This window comes from Klebsiella sp. CN_Kp066 (assembly GCF_040065135.1).
Lineage (GTDB): Bacteria > Pseudomonadota > Gammaproteobacteria > Enterobacterales > Enterobacteriaceae > Klebsiella > Klebsiella oxytoca.
In genome coordinates this window covers 224,973-240,937 of the sequence record NZ_JBEAIU010000055.1, presented here as the reverse complement: position 1 = coordinate 240,937, position 15,965 = coordinate 224,973, and the positions used below count along the sequence as shown (strand labels likewise).

At 56.6% G+C, this 15,965-nt stretch carries 13 protein-coding genes and 1 pseudogene; 6 read left to right on the top strand and 8 right to left on the bottom strand.

The annotated features are described in order from the left end of the window. The first annotated feature begins 10 nt into the window (after nucleotides 1–10). From ABLV75_RS23205 to xylR, 3 genes are all read left to right on the top strand, one after another. On the top strand, nucleotides 11–1,549 hold the full coding sequence (locus ABLV75_RS23205; RefSeq protein ID WP_004106801.1) for a xylose ABC transporter ATP-binding protein: 1,539 nt from the start codon (nucleotides 11–13) through the stop codon (nucleotides 1,547–1,549). After that, complete coding sequence (xylH, locus tag ABLV75_RS23200) at nucleotides 1,530–2,708, top strand: xylose ABC transporter permease XylH (RefSeq protein WP_004106802.1); 1,179 nt, start codon at nucleotides 1,530–1,532, stop codon at nucleotides 2,706–2,708. The genes ABLV75_RS23205 and xylH overlap by 20 nt, the downstream gene beginning before the upstream one ends. Before the next feature lie 122 nt (nucleotides 2,709–2,830). Continuing rightward, nucleotides 2,831–4,009, top strand: a complete 1,179-nt coding sequence (xylR, locus tag ABLV75_RS23195) for a D-xylose utilization transcriptional activator XylR (RefSeq protein ID WP_004106805.1) — start codon at nucleotides 2,831–2,833, stop codon at nucleotides 4,007–4,009. Between the two features lie 60 nt (nucleotides 4,010–4,069). Here xylR and ABLV75_RS23190 read toward each other — a convergent pair whose 3' ends face one another. After that, the gene (locus tag ABLV75_RS23190) at nucleotides 4,070–4,897 is read right to left on the bottom strand and encodes a protein bax (RefSeq protein ID WP_071530269.1); all 828 of its coding nucleotides are present in this window, start codon (nucleotides 4,895–4,897) and stop codon (nucleotides 4,070–4,072) included. A 315-nt stretch (nucleotides 4,898–5,212) separates the two neighbouring features. On the opposite strand from ABLV75_RS23190, the gene ABLV75_RS23185 reads away from it, so the two are divergent. Then, on the top strand, nucleotides 5,213–7,243 hold the full coding sequence (locus ABLV75_RS23185; RefSeq protein ID WP_004106810.1) for an alpha-amylase: 2,031 nt from the start codon (nucleotides 5,213–5,215) through the stop codon (nucleotides 7,241–7,243). Between the two features lie 174 nt (nucleotides 7,244–7,417). Further along, a complete protein-coding gene (gene avtA, locus ABLV75_RS23180; protein WP_004106812.1) occupies nucleotides 7,418–8,677 on the top strand; it encodes a valine--pyruvate transaminase in 1,260 nt (419 codons plus the stop codon). 104 nt (nucleotides 8,678–8,781) lie between these two features. Here avtA and ABLV75_RS23175 read toward each other — a convergent pair whose 3' ends face one another. Continuing rightward, nucleotides 8,782–9,270 (bottom strand): 4Fe-4S binding protein, encoded by a 489-nt coding sequence (locus ABLV75_RS23175; RefSeq protein ID WP_004106813.1) that lies wholly within the window; start codon nucleotides 9,268–9,270, stop codon nucleotides 8,782–8,784. A 118-nt stretch (nucleotides 9,271–9,388) separates the two neighbouring features. Beyond that, nucleotides 9,389–9,472: pseudogene (locus tag ABLV75_RS23170) on the bottom strand (IclR family transcriptional regulator); the annotation flags it as partial. A 197-nt stretch (nucleotides 9,473–9,669) separates the two neighbouring features. Here ABLV75_RS23170 and ABLV75_RS23165 point away from each other — a divergent pair. Then, on the top strand, nucleotides 9,670–9,993 hold the full coding sequence (locus ABLV75_RS23165; RefSeq protein ID WP_004106814.1) for a hypothetical protein: 324 nt from the start codon (nucleotides 9,670–9,672) through the stop codon (nucleotides 9,991–9,993). Between the two features lie 68 nt (nucleotides 9,994–10,061). Here ABLV75_RS23165 and selB read toward each other — a convergent pair whose 3' ends face one another. The 5 genes from selB to ABLV75_RS23140 form a co-directional block, all read right to left on the bottom strand. After that, the gene (gene selB, locus ABLV75_RS23160; protein ID WP_004106815.1) at nucleotides 10,062–11,909 is read right to left on the bottom strand and encodes a selenocysteine-specific translation elongation factor; all 1,848 of its coding nucleotides are present in this window, start codon (nucleotides 11,907–11,909) and stop codon (nucleotides 10,062–10,064) included. After that, entirely contained in the window at nucleotides 11,906–13,294 is a 1,389-nt protein-coding gene (gene selA, locus ABLV75_RS23155) for an L-seryl-tRNA(Sec) selenium transferase (RefSeq protein ID WP_004106817.1), read from the bottom strand. Before selA ends, selB begins: the two co-directional genes overlap by 4 nt. A gap of 95 nt (nucleotides 13,295–13,389) precedes the next feature. Then, a complete protein-coding gene (locus ABLV75_RS23150; RefSeq protein WP_004106819.1) occupies nucleotides 13,390–13,998 on the bottom strand; it encodes a glutathione S-transferase in 609 nt (202 codons plus the stop codon). A gap of 91 nt (nucleotides 13,999–14,089) precedes the next feature. Beyond that, nucleotides 14,090–15,226, bottom strand: a complete 1,137-nt coding sequence (locus tag ABLV75_RS23145) for an HlyD family secretion protein (protein ID WP_004106821.1) — start codon at nucleotides 15,224–15,226, stop codon at nucleotides 14,090–14,092. A 3-nt stretch (nucleotides 15,227–15,229) separates the two neighbouring features. Then, nucleotides 15,230–15,601, bottom strand: coding sequence for a DUF3302 domain-containing protein (locus ABLV75_RS23140; RefSeq protein ID WP_004106822.1), 372 nt, complete (start codon nucleotides 15,599–15,601; stop codon nucleotides 15,230–15,232). Between the last annotated feature and the right edge of the window lie 364 nt (nucleotides 15,602–15,965).

Here is a 15,965-nt window from a genome sequence, read left to right as displayed (position 1 = left end):
CGGAGCCTCTATGTCCTGGTTACTCGAAATGAAAAACATGACTAAAACCTTCGGCGCGGTGAAGGCGATTGATAATGTCAGCCTGCGGCTGAACGCCGGGGAAGTGGTCTCATTATGCGGAGAAAACGGCTCCGGGAAATCTACGCTCATGAAGGTGCTTTGCGGAATATACCCGCACGGTAGCTATGAGGGAGAGATTATTTTTTCCGGAGAAACTTTGCAGCCGGGCCATATTCGCGATACCGAACGCAAAGGAATTGCCATCATTCATCAGGAGCTGGCGCTGGTAAAACACCTGACCGTTCTGGAGAATATTTTTCTCGGCGCGGAGATCTCCCGCCACGGTCTGCTGGATTACGAAACCATGACCTTACGCTGCGAGAAGCTGCTGGCCCAGGTCAATTTAGCCATATCACCCGACACCCGCGTCGGCGATTTAGGCCTTGGCCAGCAGCAGCTGGTCGAAATAGCGAAAGCGCTAAATAAACAGGTACGGTTGTTAATTCTCGACGAACCCACCGCCTCATTAACGGAACAAGAAACGGCCATTCTGCTGAATATTATTCGCGATTTGCAAAATCACGGTATTGCCTGTATTTACATTTCCCACAAACTCAATGAAGTCAAAGCGATATCCAATACTATCTGCGTGATCCGCGATGGGCAGCATATCGGTACCCGTAACGCTGACGGCATGAACGAAGATGACATCATCACCATGATGGTCGGCCGCGAGCTTACCGCCCTCTATCCGAACGAAGCCCATAGCTGCGGCGATGAAATCCTGCGCGTAGAAAATTTAACCGCCTGGCATCCGGTCAATCGCCACATTAAGCGGGTCAATGACGTCTCTTTTTCACTGCGGCGCGGCGAAATTCTGGGGATAGCCGGACTGGTCGGCGCGGGCCGTACCGAAGCGGTACAGTGCCTGTTTGGCGTCTGGCCGGGCCGCTGGCAGGGGAAAATTTTCATCGATGGCCAGCAGGTGACGATTCACAACTGCCAGCAGGCCATCGCGCAGGGCATCGCCATGGTGCCGGAAGACAGAAAGAAAGACGGCATCGTGCCGGTGATGGCGGTGGGTAAAAATATCACCCTCGCCGCGTTAAACCAGTTTACCGGCCCGCTGAGCAGCCTTGACGATGCCGGAGAGCAACACTGCATTCAGCAATCCATCCAGCGTTTGAAAATCAAAACCTCATCGCCAGAGCTGGCGATCGGTCGCCTGAGCGGCGGCAATCAGCAAAAGGCGATCCTCGCCCGCTGCCTGCTGCTGAACCCGCGCATTCTGATACTCGATGAGCCTACCCGCGGCATTGATATCGGCGCCAAGTACGAAATCTACAAGTTGATTAATCAGCTGGTGCAGCAGGGGATCGCCGTCATTGTCATTTCATCCGAACTGCCCGAAGTACTGGGGCTAAGCGATCGGGTGCTGGTGATGCATGAGGGCAAACTGAAGGCCGATTTGATTAATCAGGGCCTGACACAGGAACAGGTGATGGAAGCCGCACTGAGGAGCGAACGCCATGTCGAAGAACACGTCTGAAATGAAACTCACCCCGCCCGTCTCCGGGGCTTTTTCCGGGCTAAAAGGGATGAATCTCCAGGTATTCGTGATGATCGCCGCTATCGTGGCCATTATGCTGTTTTTCACCTGGACTACCGAAGGCGCTTATCTGAGCGCGCGTAATATCTCTAACCTGCTGCGCCAGACCGCCATCACCGGCATTCTCGCGGTCGGCATGGTGTTTGTGATTATTTCCGCCGAGATCGATCTTTCCGTCGGCTCGATGATGGGCCTGCTCGGTGGCACAGCGGCAATATTTGACGTCTGGCTCGGCTGGCCGCTGCCGCTGACGATTGTGATCACGCTGGCGCTTGGCCTGCTGCTGGGCGCATGGAACGGTTGGTGGGTCGCCTACCGTAAAGTCCCGTCGTTTATCGTGACGCTCGCCGGTATGCTGGCATTCCGCGGTATTCTGATAGGTATCACCAACGGGACCACCGTCTCTCCCACCAGCCCGGCGATGTCGCAAATCGGCCAGAGCTATCTGCCTGATGGTATTGGCTTTGGTATCGGCGTGGCGGGAATGGCGGCCTTTATTATCTGGCAATGGCGCGGCCGTATGCGACGTCAGGCCCTGGGACTTGCCACGCCCGCTTCCGCTTCGACCGTAGGTCGCCAGACGATTACCGCCGTTATTGTGCTGGGCGCTATCTGGCTATTAAACGACTATCGCGGCGTCCCGACGCCGGTACTGATTCTCGCCGCGTTGCTGCTGGCGGGTATGTTTATGGCCACCCGCACCGCGTTTGGCCGCCGCATCTACGCCATCGGCGGCAACCTGGAAGCCGCGCGTCTATCCGGCATTAGCGTGGAACGCACCAAGCTGGCGGTGTTCGCCATTAATGGCCTGATGGTGGCGATTGCCGGGTTGATTCTCAGTTCGCGTCTGGGCGCCGGTTCTCCTTCCGCCGGCAACATCGCCGAACTGGACGCCATCGCCGCCTGCGTGATCGGCGGAACCAGCCTCGCCGGCGGCGTCGGCAGTGTTGCCGGCGCGGTCATGGGCGCGTTTATCATGTCCGCGCTGGACAACGGCATGAGCATGATGGATGTCGCCACCTTCTGGCAGTACATCGTTAAAGGGGTCATTTTATTACTCGCGGTGTGGATGGATTCAGCCACCAAACGCCGGAGCTGAGAGCTTTGAAAAAAAATGCCCGAATTCTTTGCGCTACAGCCAAACTTAGGCACAAGTAGCTTGAAATAATCCGGGCATTGGCCGGTATTGTATGGCCTGCAAGAGAGACCAGGAACAACACTATGTTTGAAAAGCGTCACCGTATTACGTTGTTATTCAACGCCAACAAGGCCTATGACCGCCAGGTCGTTGAGGGCGTCGGCGAATATTTACAAGCATCGCAATTGGAATGGGATATCTTCATTGAGGAAGATTTTCGGGCGCGAATTGAAAACATCAAGGAGTGGTTAGGCGACGGCGTTATTGCCGATTACGACGACCCGGAGATTGAAAACCTGCTGCTCGACGTTAATGTTCCAATTGTCGGCGTCGGCGGCTCCTTCCACCGCCCGGAGTGCTATCCGCCGGTTCACTACATCGCTACCGACAACGCCGCGCTGGTCGAGAGCGCCTTCCTCCATCTGAAGGAAAAGGGCATTAACCGCTTTGCCTTTTACGGCCTGCCCACATCCAGCTGTAAAGGCTGGGCCGCAGAGCGCGAGCATGCTTTTTGTCAACTGGTCGCCAGAGAGAAATATCGCGGCGTGGTCTATCAGGGGCTCGAGACAGCGCCGGAAAACTGGCAGCATGCGCAAAATCGCCTCGCCGACTGGCTACAAACCCTGCCGCCGCAAACCGGCATTATCGCCGTCACCGACGCCCGCGCCCGTCATGTGTTACAGGCCTGCGAGCTGTTGCATATCCCCGTTCCGGAAAAGCTGTGCGTTATTGGCATTGATAACGAAGAGCTTACCCGCTATTTGTCGCGCGTGGCGCTGTCTTCCGTTGCTCAGGGCACCCGCCAGATGGGCTATCAGGCGGCAAAGCTGCTGCATCGTCTGCTGGAGAATGAAGAGCTGCCGCTTCAACGACAGCTTATCCCGCCGATGCGCGTAGTAGAGCGCCGCTCCACCGACTACCGTTCGCTAACCGACCCTTCGGTTATCCAGGCGATGCACTATATTCGTAACCACGCCTGTAAAGGGATTAAGGTAGAGCAGGTACTGGACGCCGTAGGCATTTCCCGCTCGAATCTGGAAAAACGCTTCAAAGAGGAAGTGGGCGAGACCATTCATACGGTGATCCACAGCGAGAAGCTGGAAAAAGCGCGCAGCCTGCTGGTTTCAACCACCCTGTCGATTAATGAAATCTCGCAGATGTGCGGCTATCCGTCGTTGCAGTACTTCTATTCGGTGTTTAAGAAAGAGTACGACGTGACGCCGAAGGAGTATCGCGATCGGCACAGTGAAGTCATGATGTAGAGAGCAAAGAAAAATGCCCGGGCTTGCGCGCCGGGCATTAATAATGTCATGGATAAGCCATTACATATGCGCGGCAATCAACCGCTGGTTATCCTGATACATGGCGAAGAGATAGTTGTTATAGCTCGACCCTTTAGTCGAATAGCCCTTCAGCTTATGAATCATGGTGCTGGCGGTCACTTCCTGATCGGCCTTGCGCAGCTGCGCACGCGATTTACGGAACGATGAATAAGCCGGATGCGTATTCAGGTTTCTCACGTAGGCCTGAACGGACTCTTCCACCGAATCAAACTGCGAGTAGCCCTTCACCGCGCCGCGGCAGTTTCCACCGCCACACTTCATACCAAACAGATTGTTGTTAACGCGCGCCAGTTTTGACGTTCCCCAGCCGCTTTCCGCCGCCGCCATGGTTGCAACCATACTGTTCGGGATAATATCGACGCGTTCAAGCAACGAGTTCCATGGAATATGGCGAGTATTGCCGGACCACTTCACTTTATAGCGCGAGGCGATCTCTTTCAGGCGCGTACGCTCGCTCGGCGACCAGCGCGCATCGTACTGCTTGGAAACCAGCCAGTTACGATCGGCAGTAATCACCTGATTCTGTTTCGTAATATAAGGCATTACCGTCCGGAGAAACGCTTTTTTCCTTGGTGTCCCGGAAGGGTATTTTCGCAAATCAGGAAGTGAACTGCTCTTTACACTATTGCGAGAATACTCTTGTTTACTGCTTACCTTGCTTACTTTAACGGTACTTTTCTTTTTAACTATTGGGGCTTTATGACTCGTTGTTGCTGTGTGTGTTGTTGCCAGCACACTACCTGAAAATATGCAGGTAAGTAACATGAGTATCGCGGCCCCATATCGTCGAATGGGAGTCGATATCATTAGGTCTCCTGGTCGGATGCAATCATTCCAACGCCTTGTTTTTCACAAAAAATCGATAGTTGAATCGCGAATAGTATCAAAAATACCCAGATGACGCACCCACAGAAATAGTCCAATTCCGAAATGGTGTCACCTGAAATCGGTTTCTGCCAGCCTGCGAAGGCGCAAAAATGCTAGCGCCGTCTCATTTTCTGCGCATTTTTTGAGCGCGATCACTCACCCCTTTTCATCCTCCCTGGAAAAGCGCGGCCGGGATGAGTTCATCAGGCGGGTAGACGCGCAAACTGAACAAAACACCGCCTACAGGACTCCGCAATGAAACTCGCTGCGCTTGCGTCGCTGCTGTTGCCTGGGATGGCCTTCGCCGCCTGGACTACCGCAGACTTCCCCGCTTTCACCGAAGAGGGCACCGGCAGATTTATCAGTCAAAACGAGGTAGCAAAGGGTACGCGCCCGCTGCGAATTAATTTTGACCAACAGTGCTGGCAGCCCGCTGGCATGATCAAGCTCAACCAGATGCTGTCGATGGAACCCTGTCGCGACCCGGTGCCGCAGTGGCGCATCTTTCGCGACGGGCGCTATACCCTGGAAGTGGACACCCGTTCGGGTACGCCAACCCTGATGGTCTCCCTTGAGGAGAAACAGTCCGCTGCCGCCGCGCCGCAGATCAAGCAGTGTCCGAAATGGGATGGCAAGCCGCTGACCATTGACGTCAGTAAATCCTTTGCCGAAGGCAGTAAAGTTCGCGACTTTTACAGCGGCAATATCGCGACCGTTAGCGGCGGTAAAATTACCCTCCAGCCGGCGTTTAACAGCAATGGTCTTCTGCTGCTTGAGCGCGCGGAAACCGAATCCGCCGCGCCGTTCAACTGGCACAACGCCACCGTCTATTTCGTTCTGACCGATCGCTTTGTTAACGGCAACCCGGCCAACGACAATAGCTATGGCCGCCACAAAGACGGCATGCAGGAAATCGGCACCTTCCACGGCGGCGATCTGCAGGGCCTGACCAGCAAACTTGATTACATCCAGCAGCTCGGCGTTAACGCGCTCTGGATCAGTTCGCCGCTGGAGCAAATCCACGGCTGGGTCGGCGGCGGTACGAAAGGTGATTTCCCGCATTATGCCTATCACGGCTACTACACCCAGGACTGGACTAAGCTGGATGCCAATATGGGCACGGAAGACGATCTGCGCCGTCTCGTAGACGAGGCCCACAAGCGCGGGATTCGCATTCTGTTCGACGTGGTGATGAACCATACCGGCTACGCGACCCTGGCCGATATGCAGGAGTTTCAGTTTGGCTCGCTGTACATCCAGGGTGACGAACTGAAAAAGACGCTCGGAGAGCGCTGGACCGACTGGAAGCCTCGCGCGGGACAGAGCTGGCACAGTTTTAACGACTACATTAACTTCAGCGACAAAGCCGGATGGGAGAAATGGTGGGGTAAAAAATGGATCCGCACCGATATCGGCGATTACGACAACCCCGGCTTTGACGATCTGACCATGTCGCTGGCCTTCCTGCCGGATCTGAAAACCGAATCCACGGAGCCCTCCGGCTTGCCGAACTTCTATCACCATAAGCCGGATACCGCCGCTAAAGCGATCCCCGGCTACACGCCGCGCGATTATTTGACCCACTGGCTGAGCCAATGGGTACGCGATTATGGCATCGACGGTTTCCGGGTTGATACCGCCAAACACGTCGAGCAGGCGGCCTGGCTGCAGCTAAAAACCCAGGCCAGTGAAGCGCTGGCGGAATGGAAAAAAGCCAATCCGGATAAAGCGCTGGATAACGCGCCGTTCTGGATGACCGGCGAAGCCTGGGGCCACGGCGTGATGCAGAGCGACTACTATCGTCACGGCTTTGATGCCATGCTGAACTTTGATTATCAGGATCAGGCAGCAAAAGCGACAAGCTGCCTGGCCAATATGGATCTGACCTGGCAACAAATGGCGGAGAAGCTCCAGGATTTCAACGTCTTAAGCTACCTCTCTTCGCACGATACCAGCCTGTTCCGTGAAGGCGGTAGCACGGCGGCGGAACTGCTGCTGCTTGCGCCTGGCACAGTGCAGATCTACTACGGCGATGAATCCTCACGGCCATTCGGTCCGACCGGCTCCGACCCACTTCAGGGAACGCGTTCAGATATGAACTGGCAGGACATCAACGGCAAAGCCGCGCGTAGCGTGACCCACTGGGAGAAACTGGGCCAGTTCCGCGCCCGTCATCCGGCCATTGGCATGGGTAAACAAACCACGCTATCGATGGCGACAGGCTACGGCTTTATCCGCGAGAGCGGTGATGACAAAGTCATGGTGGTGTGGGCAGGACAGCAGTAGCTTTTTGATGAGCGGCTCCCCCGGCGATCGCGGGAGCCTTTTCAGGATAAACGACCAAAAATCATCTACCTCAAAGCATAAAAACGAATTATCTTCCTGATACCTCGATTTGCACCCTGTCTGCGCTGGCGTTATGGTTACCCACTTTCCTGGGATACCGACAGACTAATCGCGATGACATTTTCACTTTTTGGCGACAAATTTACCCGTCATTCGGGCATCACCCGCTTGATGGAAGACCTCAATGACGGCCTGCGTACGCCAGGCGCCATCATGCTGGGCGGCGGCAATCCCGCACAGATTCCGGAAATGAATGATTACTTCCACAGCCTGCTGAGCGACATGCTGAATAACGGCAAAGCCCTTGATGCGCTTTGCAATTATGACGGCCCGCAGGGTAAAAGCGAGCTGCTGACCCTGCTGGCGCAAATGCTGCGTGATGAACTGGGTTGGGAGATCGAGCCGCAGAATATTGCACTGACAAACGGCAGTCAGAGCGCGTTTTTCTACTTGTTTAACCTCTTCGCAGGACGTCGCGCGGATGGAACCACGCGTAAAGTGCTGTTTCCATTGACGCCTGAGTATATCGGCTACGCCGACTCCGGCCTCGAAGAAGAGCTGTTTGTCGCCACTCGCCCGAACATTGAACTGCTGCCGGAAGGCCAGTTTAAATACCATGTGGATTTCGAACATTTGCAGGTCACGGACGAAACGGGAATGATCTGCGTTTCCCGTCCCACCAACCCAACCGGTAACGTGATCACCGATGATGAGCTGATCAAGCTCGATGCGCTGGCCAATCAGCACGGCATCCCGTTGGTTATCGATAATGCCTACGGCGTTCCGTTCCCGGGCATTATTTTCAGCGACGCCCGACCGCTGTGGAATCCGAATATCGTCCTGTGCATGAGCCTCTCCAAGCTTGGCCTGCCGGGCAGCCGCTGCGGGATTATCATCGCTAACGAAAAAATCATCACCGCCATCAGCAATATGAACGGCATTATCAGCCTCGCCCCCGGTGGAATGGGGCCGGCCATGATGTGCGAGATGATTAAACGCAACGACCTGCTGCGCCTGTCGGAAACGGTGATTAAGCCGTTCTACTACCAGCGCGTTCAGGAGACTATCGCTATTATTCGCCGCTATCTGCCGGAAGATCGCTGCTTGATTCATAAGCCGGAAGGGGCCATTTTCCTCTGGCTGTGGTTTAAAGATTTGCCGATATCTACCGAGCTGCTGTACCAGCGCCTGAAAAAGCGCGGCGTCCTGATGGTGCCAGGCGACTATTTCTTCCCGGGGCTGGATAAGCCGTGGCCGCACACGCATCAGTGCATGCGCATGAACTACGTGCCGGATCCGGAGAAGATTGAAGCGGGCGTGAAGATTCTCGCCGAAGAAGTTGAACGCGCATGGAGCGAACAGGGCGCGTCATAGGCCCGAATAAGCCAGATCTATCCCGGCTCGCACTGCGTTTAGCCGGGCTACAAGTCCCGTAGCCCGGACAAGGCGCGCCAGCGCCGCCTCCGGGTAACACGTCGCTACATCGCCAGCGCCATCCGCTGGCGACGTTCAGCGGCTATTCTTTCCAGCTCCATGGGCTCTATGCAGCGTAGCGCCTGCGTCGGGCATGCCGCCACGCAGGCCGGGCCCTCTTCACGATGGCTGCACAAATCGCACTTCAGCGCCTGTACGCCCTCCTCCACCCGCATCACCGTTATCGCGCCATAGGGGCACGCCACCATGCAGCTTTTGCACCCAATACAGCGGCGCTGATCCACGCGCCAGACCGAATTTTCTCGGCGGATAGCGCCCTCGGGGCAGACGTTGGCGCAGGGCGCATCTTCACACTGGCGGCACAACGTCGCCGTCGAAAGTTCATCATTCTTTACCACGCGGATCCGCGGTGCAAAGCGCGTAGCGGATACGCCAGAACAATCCTGATTCTGCTGATGGGACACCACGCAGGCGACTTCACAGGTACGGCAGCCGATGCACTTTTGCGCATCCGCGATAATAAACCGGTTCATCCTTGCTCCATTAGGGATAAAAATGCAGAGTGCCAGAAAAAGCCGCTTCCGCGCCTTGATCCTGAATGGAGTCAGCGGCGTTTTCTCTCAGATGCCCGGGACAATTAGGTCATCTGCCTTAGCCTTCCCGCACGGAAAAGCCCAGTTCGCGAGAAATCGCCTCTGCCGTCTCGCGCAGCGGTTTGAGTAAACGCTTCTCTCCCGCCATTTCAGGGCGCAGTGCAAATCAGAGTAACAACAGAGAAACGAACTCAGAAGCAGCAATAAGCGGGCTATTTTCAGATTGACCCCCCTCGCTCCCAGGCCACATACTTTCTCCCGCCCCCCGCTGCTAGCGGGCGTCTGATGGCGCAAGCGACGTCATGTCTCCCGGTGTTTTAGAACAGGATCTTTTGATTTATGGATGAATTCATTACCGTTTCTTTAAAAAAAATGAGCGCGAGCAGTATTTATAAAATCCTGCTTATCGGCCTGACCTGCTCATTAGTGCCGCTCGGCCTTTTAAACGGCATTCTCGCGGCGGTTGGCGTCAATTTACTGACGCTGCGCTGGAACGGAGAAACTGTCCATGGCTTCAGCGCGATTATTATCAGCCCGATCTTCTGCTTCATCCTGGCGCTGGTGTTGACCGGCATCGTCGGCAGCCTGGCCTGGCTCGGATTATGGATTTACGGCCAGTTTCGCCCGCTGACTCTGCGCATCTCTTCCACCGATCGGGGTTAATGCAACCCGCTGCCCGGGCCATCAGACCAGACCTGATAGCCCGGCCAGGCGCCTCCGGCAACTTCTGTTTATTCTTTTATGAACAATGCCTTATCCCGAAGAATATGGTCGTTACCGCGACGGCGAGTAAAACCGATGCGGTCAAAATACTCGAGGATCTGAATCGCCAACTTGCGCCCGACGTTCAGCGTATCGCGGAAATCCGCCGCGCATGTTGAACCCCTTTCCAGATCCAGTTCACGGATCATTTTGGCAAACTCCACGATCCGATCGTTGCGATAGTAGCGATCTTTGACGATCGCGGTAATCATCCCCTGCTGCGCCGCCTGGCGAAGCACCGCACGCATTAACGACTCTTCCACGCAGGCTTCCCGCGCCAGATCGCGAACCCACCAGGGCTCATCGGCAAACAGCCCGGCGACCCGCTGCCAGATGGCCTGCTGCTCGTCGGTAAAGCCCGCTTTATGTTCCGGCAGATGCAGCCAGCCGTGGTGGCTATGAACAATACCGCTTTCTCGCATTTGCTCAATCAGCAGCAGCACCAGCGCTTCATCTTCCATCGGCAGCGCAATACGCCGCAGCCGTTCGCGGCCCGGTCCCGGCTCATCGCGATGCTGATCGTGATAGCGCGCGAGGGCTTCAAGCAGCTTGCGCTGCCAGCGAGCGGCGAGCGGGGCGCTCAACAGGCTCTTTCCCGCCTGTAGATAGTCAGGGCGGTTAATCAGGGCGTTGAGGCCATCGCTACTGAGCTGACGCGCCCAGGCGAAATCATCGAGACGCACCGCATCGCGCTGAAGGTGAATATCCAGCGCCTGGACGTCATCGCTTTGCGCAGCAGCCAGCGCGTGCAGCCACTGTAAATACTCCGGCTTACGCTTGCCCCGGCGCGGCGGATTGAGCGTAACCACTCGCGCACCGGCGAGCGTCAGGCGCGCGGAAATATCGCGGAGCACCAGACGGTCATTATCCGCCAGCCGCAGCGGCGTATCGAGGACCAGCTCCGCCAGCGCGCCTTCAAGCAGCGACACCCGGCCGGTAATATGGCTGGCGGCGTGGTGGATATGCAGCGGCTGCCACTGGCTAAGCGGCGTGTGGCACTGGAGCTCGACAATGACCCGGTCACAGGCTTCCGGGGGCTGTACCGAGAGCAGCCAGTCGCCGCGATTGAGGTCCTCTTTTTGCGCATCGCCGACAATATTCAGGGCAATACGCTGGCCGGCCCGGGCCTGCTCAACCGGCTGATTTTGCGCGTGCAGACCGCGCACGCGCATCGGTTTATCCACGCCGGTCAGCCACAGCGTCTCGCCAACGTTGACCTCGCCGGATAGCGCCGTCCCGGTAACCACCAGCCCCGCGCCTTTGACGGTAAATGCCCGGTCGATCGCCAGGCGAAAACGCTGATGCTGCGGATGCGCGCGCGCGGCAAGGCGCAGGAGATGCTCGCGCAGCTCGTCAATGCCCCGCCCTTCCGTCGCCGCGACGGTAAACAGGGTCGCGCCGGTAAAGCCGAACTCCGCCAGCGCCGCATCGATTTCCGCCTTTACCTCCTCGATCCGAGTTGCTTCTACGCGGTCAGCTTTGGTCAGCGCGACGGTTAACGTCGGCTGCCCGGTAAGCTGGAGGATCGCCAGATGTTCGCGCGTCTGCGCCATCACCCCATCATCGCAGGCCACCACCAGCAGCGCGTGATCGATACCGCCGACACCGGCCAGCATGTTGGACAAAAACTTTTCGTGACCGGGTACGTCGATAAACCCCAGTACCCGCCCGTCAGGCTGCGGCCAGTAGGCGTAGCCCAGATCGATTGTCATCCCGCGCGCTTTCTCTTCCGGCAGGCGATCGGCGTTGATGCCGGTTATCGCCTGCAGCAACGTGGTTTTGCCGTGATCAACGTGTCCGGCGGTGGCAATAATCATCTCAGTAACATCTCCATAAACCGGGTTTCATCCTCAAGACAGCGCAGGTCCAGCCACAGGCGGCCATCATAGATCCTGCCAATAACCGGCACGGACAGCAGACGCCAGCGTGCCGCCAGGGCCTCCAGCTGGCTGCCGCGACCATCGCGCGGAGTCAACGTCAACGCCGCGCTGGGCAAGCGGTCCACCGGCAGCGAGCCGCTGCCGATCTGCGACAGGCATGGCTCAACCCGCAGGTCAAAATCAGCATAATGCGCGACCAGAGCCGTTCGTATACGTTCGGCCTGCTGACGAATATCATCCGCCTGACGAGTCAGCAGGCGTAGAGTCGGCAGCTCTGCGGCCAACTTTTCCGGGTGCAGATAGAGGCGCAGCGTGGCTTCCAGGGCCGCGAGGGTCATTTTATCCGCCCGCAGGGCGCGCTTGAGCGGATGGCTCTGCAAACGGGCGATTAGCGATTTTTTGCCGACGATGATTCCCGCCTGCGGGCCCCCCAGCAGTTTATCGCCTGAGAAGCTCACCAGGCTGACGCCTGCGGCAATCATCTCCTGCGGCATCGGCTCTTTCGGCAGGCCGTACTGGCTTAAATCTACCAGCGAACCGCTACCGAGATCGGCCACCACCGGGATATTCAACTCGCGCCCCAGCTCGGCCAGCTCCGCTTCATCGACCGCTTTCGTGAAGCCCTCAATGCTGTAGTTGCTGGTATGCACCTTCATCAGCAGGCCGGTATTGTCGTTCACCGCCTGACGATAATCTTTCGCGTGGGTGCGGTTAGTGGTACCGACTTCATGCAGAACGCAGCCCGCCTGGCGCATCACGTCAGGAATACGGAACGCGCCGCCGATCTCCACCAGCTCACCGCGCGATACCACCACCTCGCTGCCGCCGGCGATCGCCGCCAGCATCAGCAGTACCGCCGCCGCGTTGTTATTGACGATACAGGCGTCTTCCGCACCGGTGATACGGCACAGGAGGTCGGCGAGCGCTCGGTCGCGGTGGCCGCGTCCGGCATCATCAAGATCGTATTCCAGCGTCACCGGCGCGCGCATCGCCCGGGCAACCGCCTCAACCGCCGCTTCCGCCTGAATCGCCCGGCCAAGATTGGTGTGCAACACGGTACCGGTCAGGTTAAAAACCGGACGCAGCGCGCTCTGCTGCGTCAGCGCCAGCCGCCTCGTCGTTTCCTGCATCCAGTCATCGCACCAGCCCGGCAGCGCCTGGTTCTGACGGATATTTTCCCGCGCCTCGTCCAGCATCTGGCGCAGCAGCGCCACCGTCTGGGAGTGACCATATTGCATCAGCAGCGGCGAGAATGCGGGATCGCGGAGTAAACGGTCGATGGCCGGAAGCCGGGTATAAAGCGCACGAATCTCGGTAGTCATGAATGAGCCTATTTTCCCCCCTCCCGACGGGAGAGGGAGTCAACAAATGAGCAGCAATTGTAATCCCTTCACGAGAAAACTGTTACCTGCCTGGGTCAACTCACCGGCGGTTCGGTGCGCGCAAAGCTGGCGCGCTGAAAGAGGGAATCCACCAGACGGACCAGCTTCGGTCGGGTGGCGCACCAGCCTGGCGCGACGCGGCGGAAATTGAGATAAGCGATGGCGCAGGCTGCGGAGATGGTCGCCAGATTAACCTCATCAGGGCGCAACGTTCCGTCACTCGCATAGCCTTCCAGCGCATCGAGACCGCGCGCGACCTTTTCGCGCTGGCGCAGCAGTTCGCTTTCCGACTGCTGCGCCGCTGGCCACGCTTTCTCCCGTACCAGAGTTTGCGCGGCCTCCATCACCCCATCTGCCAGCGCCTCAATTTGACGCAGTTTCAGCGCGGCTTTCGGTTCCGCAGGCAGCATAGCCGGGGCGATGCCGAGCAGCTCCAGGTATTGAGCAATAATGGGAGAATCGTACCAGCAGTCGCCGTCATCGGTGACCAGCGCGGGCACTTTTCCCAGCGGATTATACTGCGCCACGCCGTTAGTCTCGTGGTAAGGGAATTCGTTGACGAACTCAAAGGGGATCGCTTTTTCCAGCAGTATGACGGAAATTTTGCGCACAAAGGGACTGGTGTAGCTGCCGATCAGTTTCATTGCCTGCTCCTTTCGCCAACAAAGTAATAAGTATGGCGCAGGTGCAGGCAAATAGCAGAGAGAGAAATCACCCCATGCCAGACTGACCCCGCTAATGGTCCAGATAGAGATAGTGCATCCAGCTGGTCATGCGCAGTAGCACTTTACGCATCACCGAAACGTGGGTGAAATGATCGGAGTAAACCGCCACCTGGGCATAGATCCCGTCAGGCAGAGCGTCGACGGCAGCGTTGGGCTCCAGCTCAATGGTCGCCAGCACGCCATCGGTACCCGGCGTCACCGTCAGTGCCTGCAGCGTGCCCTGCGCCTGGTATGTTCCGCCCGGCACGACCGGCAGGATACTCACCAGCTTGCCGCGAAAGACCTGTCCCGGCAGCGCGTTGAACACCGCTTCGGCATCGTCGCCCTGCTCCAGCCTGAGCAGCGAATTTTGCCGGAACTGCGCCACGATGAGGCGTTTCTGTTGCGGAATAAAGACCATCACCGGCCGCAGAGGCAGCGAGGCGGCATAGGTACCGGGACGAATCAGGACCTGGGTAATATAACCGTCGCTGGGCGCGCGCACGGTGGTCTGGTCAAGATTATATTTCGCCTCCGCCAGCTGCGCGCGGAGGCTCACTATCTGAGACTGCTCGCCGTTAACCATGCTGTCGAGCTGACTCTGAATTTGCGCCTGCTCCGCCACCGATCCTTTCACCATCGCATCCTGGGCGAGGTAGTTTTGCCGGGCATTATCGATATCGCTTTCCGAAAACGGATTAACCCGCGCCTGGCTTCCTTTCAGGTAGCGCTGATAATCCTTATACAGACGGTCGCGCTCCGCCGAAACGCGCGTGGTGTTGGCCTGAGCCTCAGAAAGCTGGGCTTTAAGGGTATTGATACTGTGCAGCGCGGTCACAAGATCGGCCTGGAGTCTGTCGACCCGCGCCTGATAACGTGTCGGGTCGATGGTAAACAGCACCTCTCCCTTTTTAACTCGTTGATTGGCTTTATCCGTAACGCTGCTGACCACTCCGGTAACCTGCGGGGTAATCGGAATAGAAATCACCGCCTTCTGCGCAGTGAAGGTATAAGGATGGTTGTAGTTCATTAATAAAATAAGCGCGCTAACAATTAATACGCCGCCCAGCGCCGCGGTGGGAACCGTCCATTTATTTACCGGGATCTTAAATATTTTAAATATCGACCAGGCTATCGCCACGTAGGTTAAAATAATCAGCAGATCCATGAGTTATTTCTCCACCGTAGGGGATTGGGCAGATGTCTGAATACCCGTTATCTGCTTTTCAAGCGCAATAACCCGTTGCCGCAGTTCGCTAAGTTCATCCTCGCTTTCCGTCGCCTCCGGCGACATCTCATCCCGCGGGTGCTGCATCCCCCAGCCGCGTTCAGGCCGATAAAGCGTGGCCCAGATCCATAAAAACGGCCAGATAACGTGCAGAGTAAAAAGACTCACCCAACCCGCAACGTGAATGGCATCGGCATGCGGGTGGTTACGTTTCTTCGCGATCAGATAAGGAATATCATGGAGAATGATGATTCCATAAAAAATCACCAGAAATACAAAGATCAGAACGCCGAGCGCAAAATAATTGAGAAACATAATTTCCTCGGATTTACGCTAATTATTTCCAGGATGTATGCCGGGCCCGACAAAAAAAGGGCGGACAAATTGAGCATAATTCACCCGTTTCATTTTCGCCATTGACGACTAAAATGTTCTTTAAGCCCTCACGTTGCTGAATGACGCATCAGCAAGCGGAACGCGGTATAACCTGCGCGAGATCACATCAGGGAAAATCCAGGTGAAAATATTTTGTGATATACATCACAAATAAATAACAAAACGTCAAAGTAAATTTGTGATTTTAATCACATAAAAATGCATTATCCCCCCTTAAAACCGGGCCTGTTGTTTTTTTACACACCAATTTTGTGACGAAGATCACTACAAAAGACCCTCGTCG

Bases quoted from the DNA above. Each gene is read 5' to 3' on its own strand.
- ABLV75_RS23205 (WP_004106801.1), top strand. From the start codon at position 11: ATGTCCTGGTTACTCGAAATGAAAAACATGACTAAAACCTTCGGCGCG.
- xylH (WP_004106802.1), top strand. From the start codon at position 1,530: ATGTCGAAGAACACGTCTGAAATGAAACTCACCCCGCCCGTCTCCGGG.
- xylR (WP_004106805.1), top strand. From the start codon at position 2,831: ATGTTTGAAAAGCGTCACCGTATTACGTTGTTATTCAACGCCAACAAG.
- ABLV75_RS23190 (WP_071530269.1), bottom strand. From the start codon at position 4,897: ATGATATCGACTCCCATTCGACGATATGGGGCCGCGATACTCATGTTA.
- ABLV75_RS23185 (WP_004106810.1), top strand. From the start codon at position 5,213: ATGAAACTCGCTGCGCTTGCGTCGCTGCTGTTGCCTGGGATGGCCTTC.
- avtA (WP_004106812.1), top strand. From the start codon at position 7,418: ATGACATTTTCACTTTTTGGCGACAAATTTACCCGTCATTCGGGCATC.
- ABLV75_RS23175 (WP_004106813.1), bottom strand. From the start codon at position 9,270: ATGAACCGGTTTATTATCGCGGATGCGCAAAAGTGCATCGGCTGCCGT.
- ABLV75_RS23165 (WP_004106814.1), top strand. From the start codon at position 9,670: ATGGATGAATTCATTACCGTTTCTTTAAAAAAAATGAGCGCGAGCAGT.
- selB (WP_004106815.1), bottom strand. From the start codon at position 11,909: ATGATTATTGCCACCGCCGGACACGTTGATCACGGCAAAACCACGTTG.
- selA (WP_004106817.1), bottom strand. From the start codon at position 13,294: ATGACTACCGAGATTCGTGCGCTTTATACCCGGCTTCCGGCCATCGAC.
- ABLV75_RS23150 (WP_004106819.1), bottom strand. From the start codon at position 13,998: ATGAAACTGATCGGCAGCTACACCAGTCCCTTTGTGCGCAAAATTTCC.
- ABLV75_RS23145 (WP_004106821.1), bottom strand. From the start codon at position 15,226: ATGGATCTGCTGATTATTTTAACCTACGTGGCGATAGCCTGGTCGATA.
- ABLV75_RS23140 (WP_004106822.1), bottom strand. From the start codon at position 15,601: ATGTTTCTCAATTATTTTGCGCTCGGCGTTCTGATCTTTGTATTTCTG.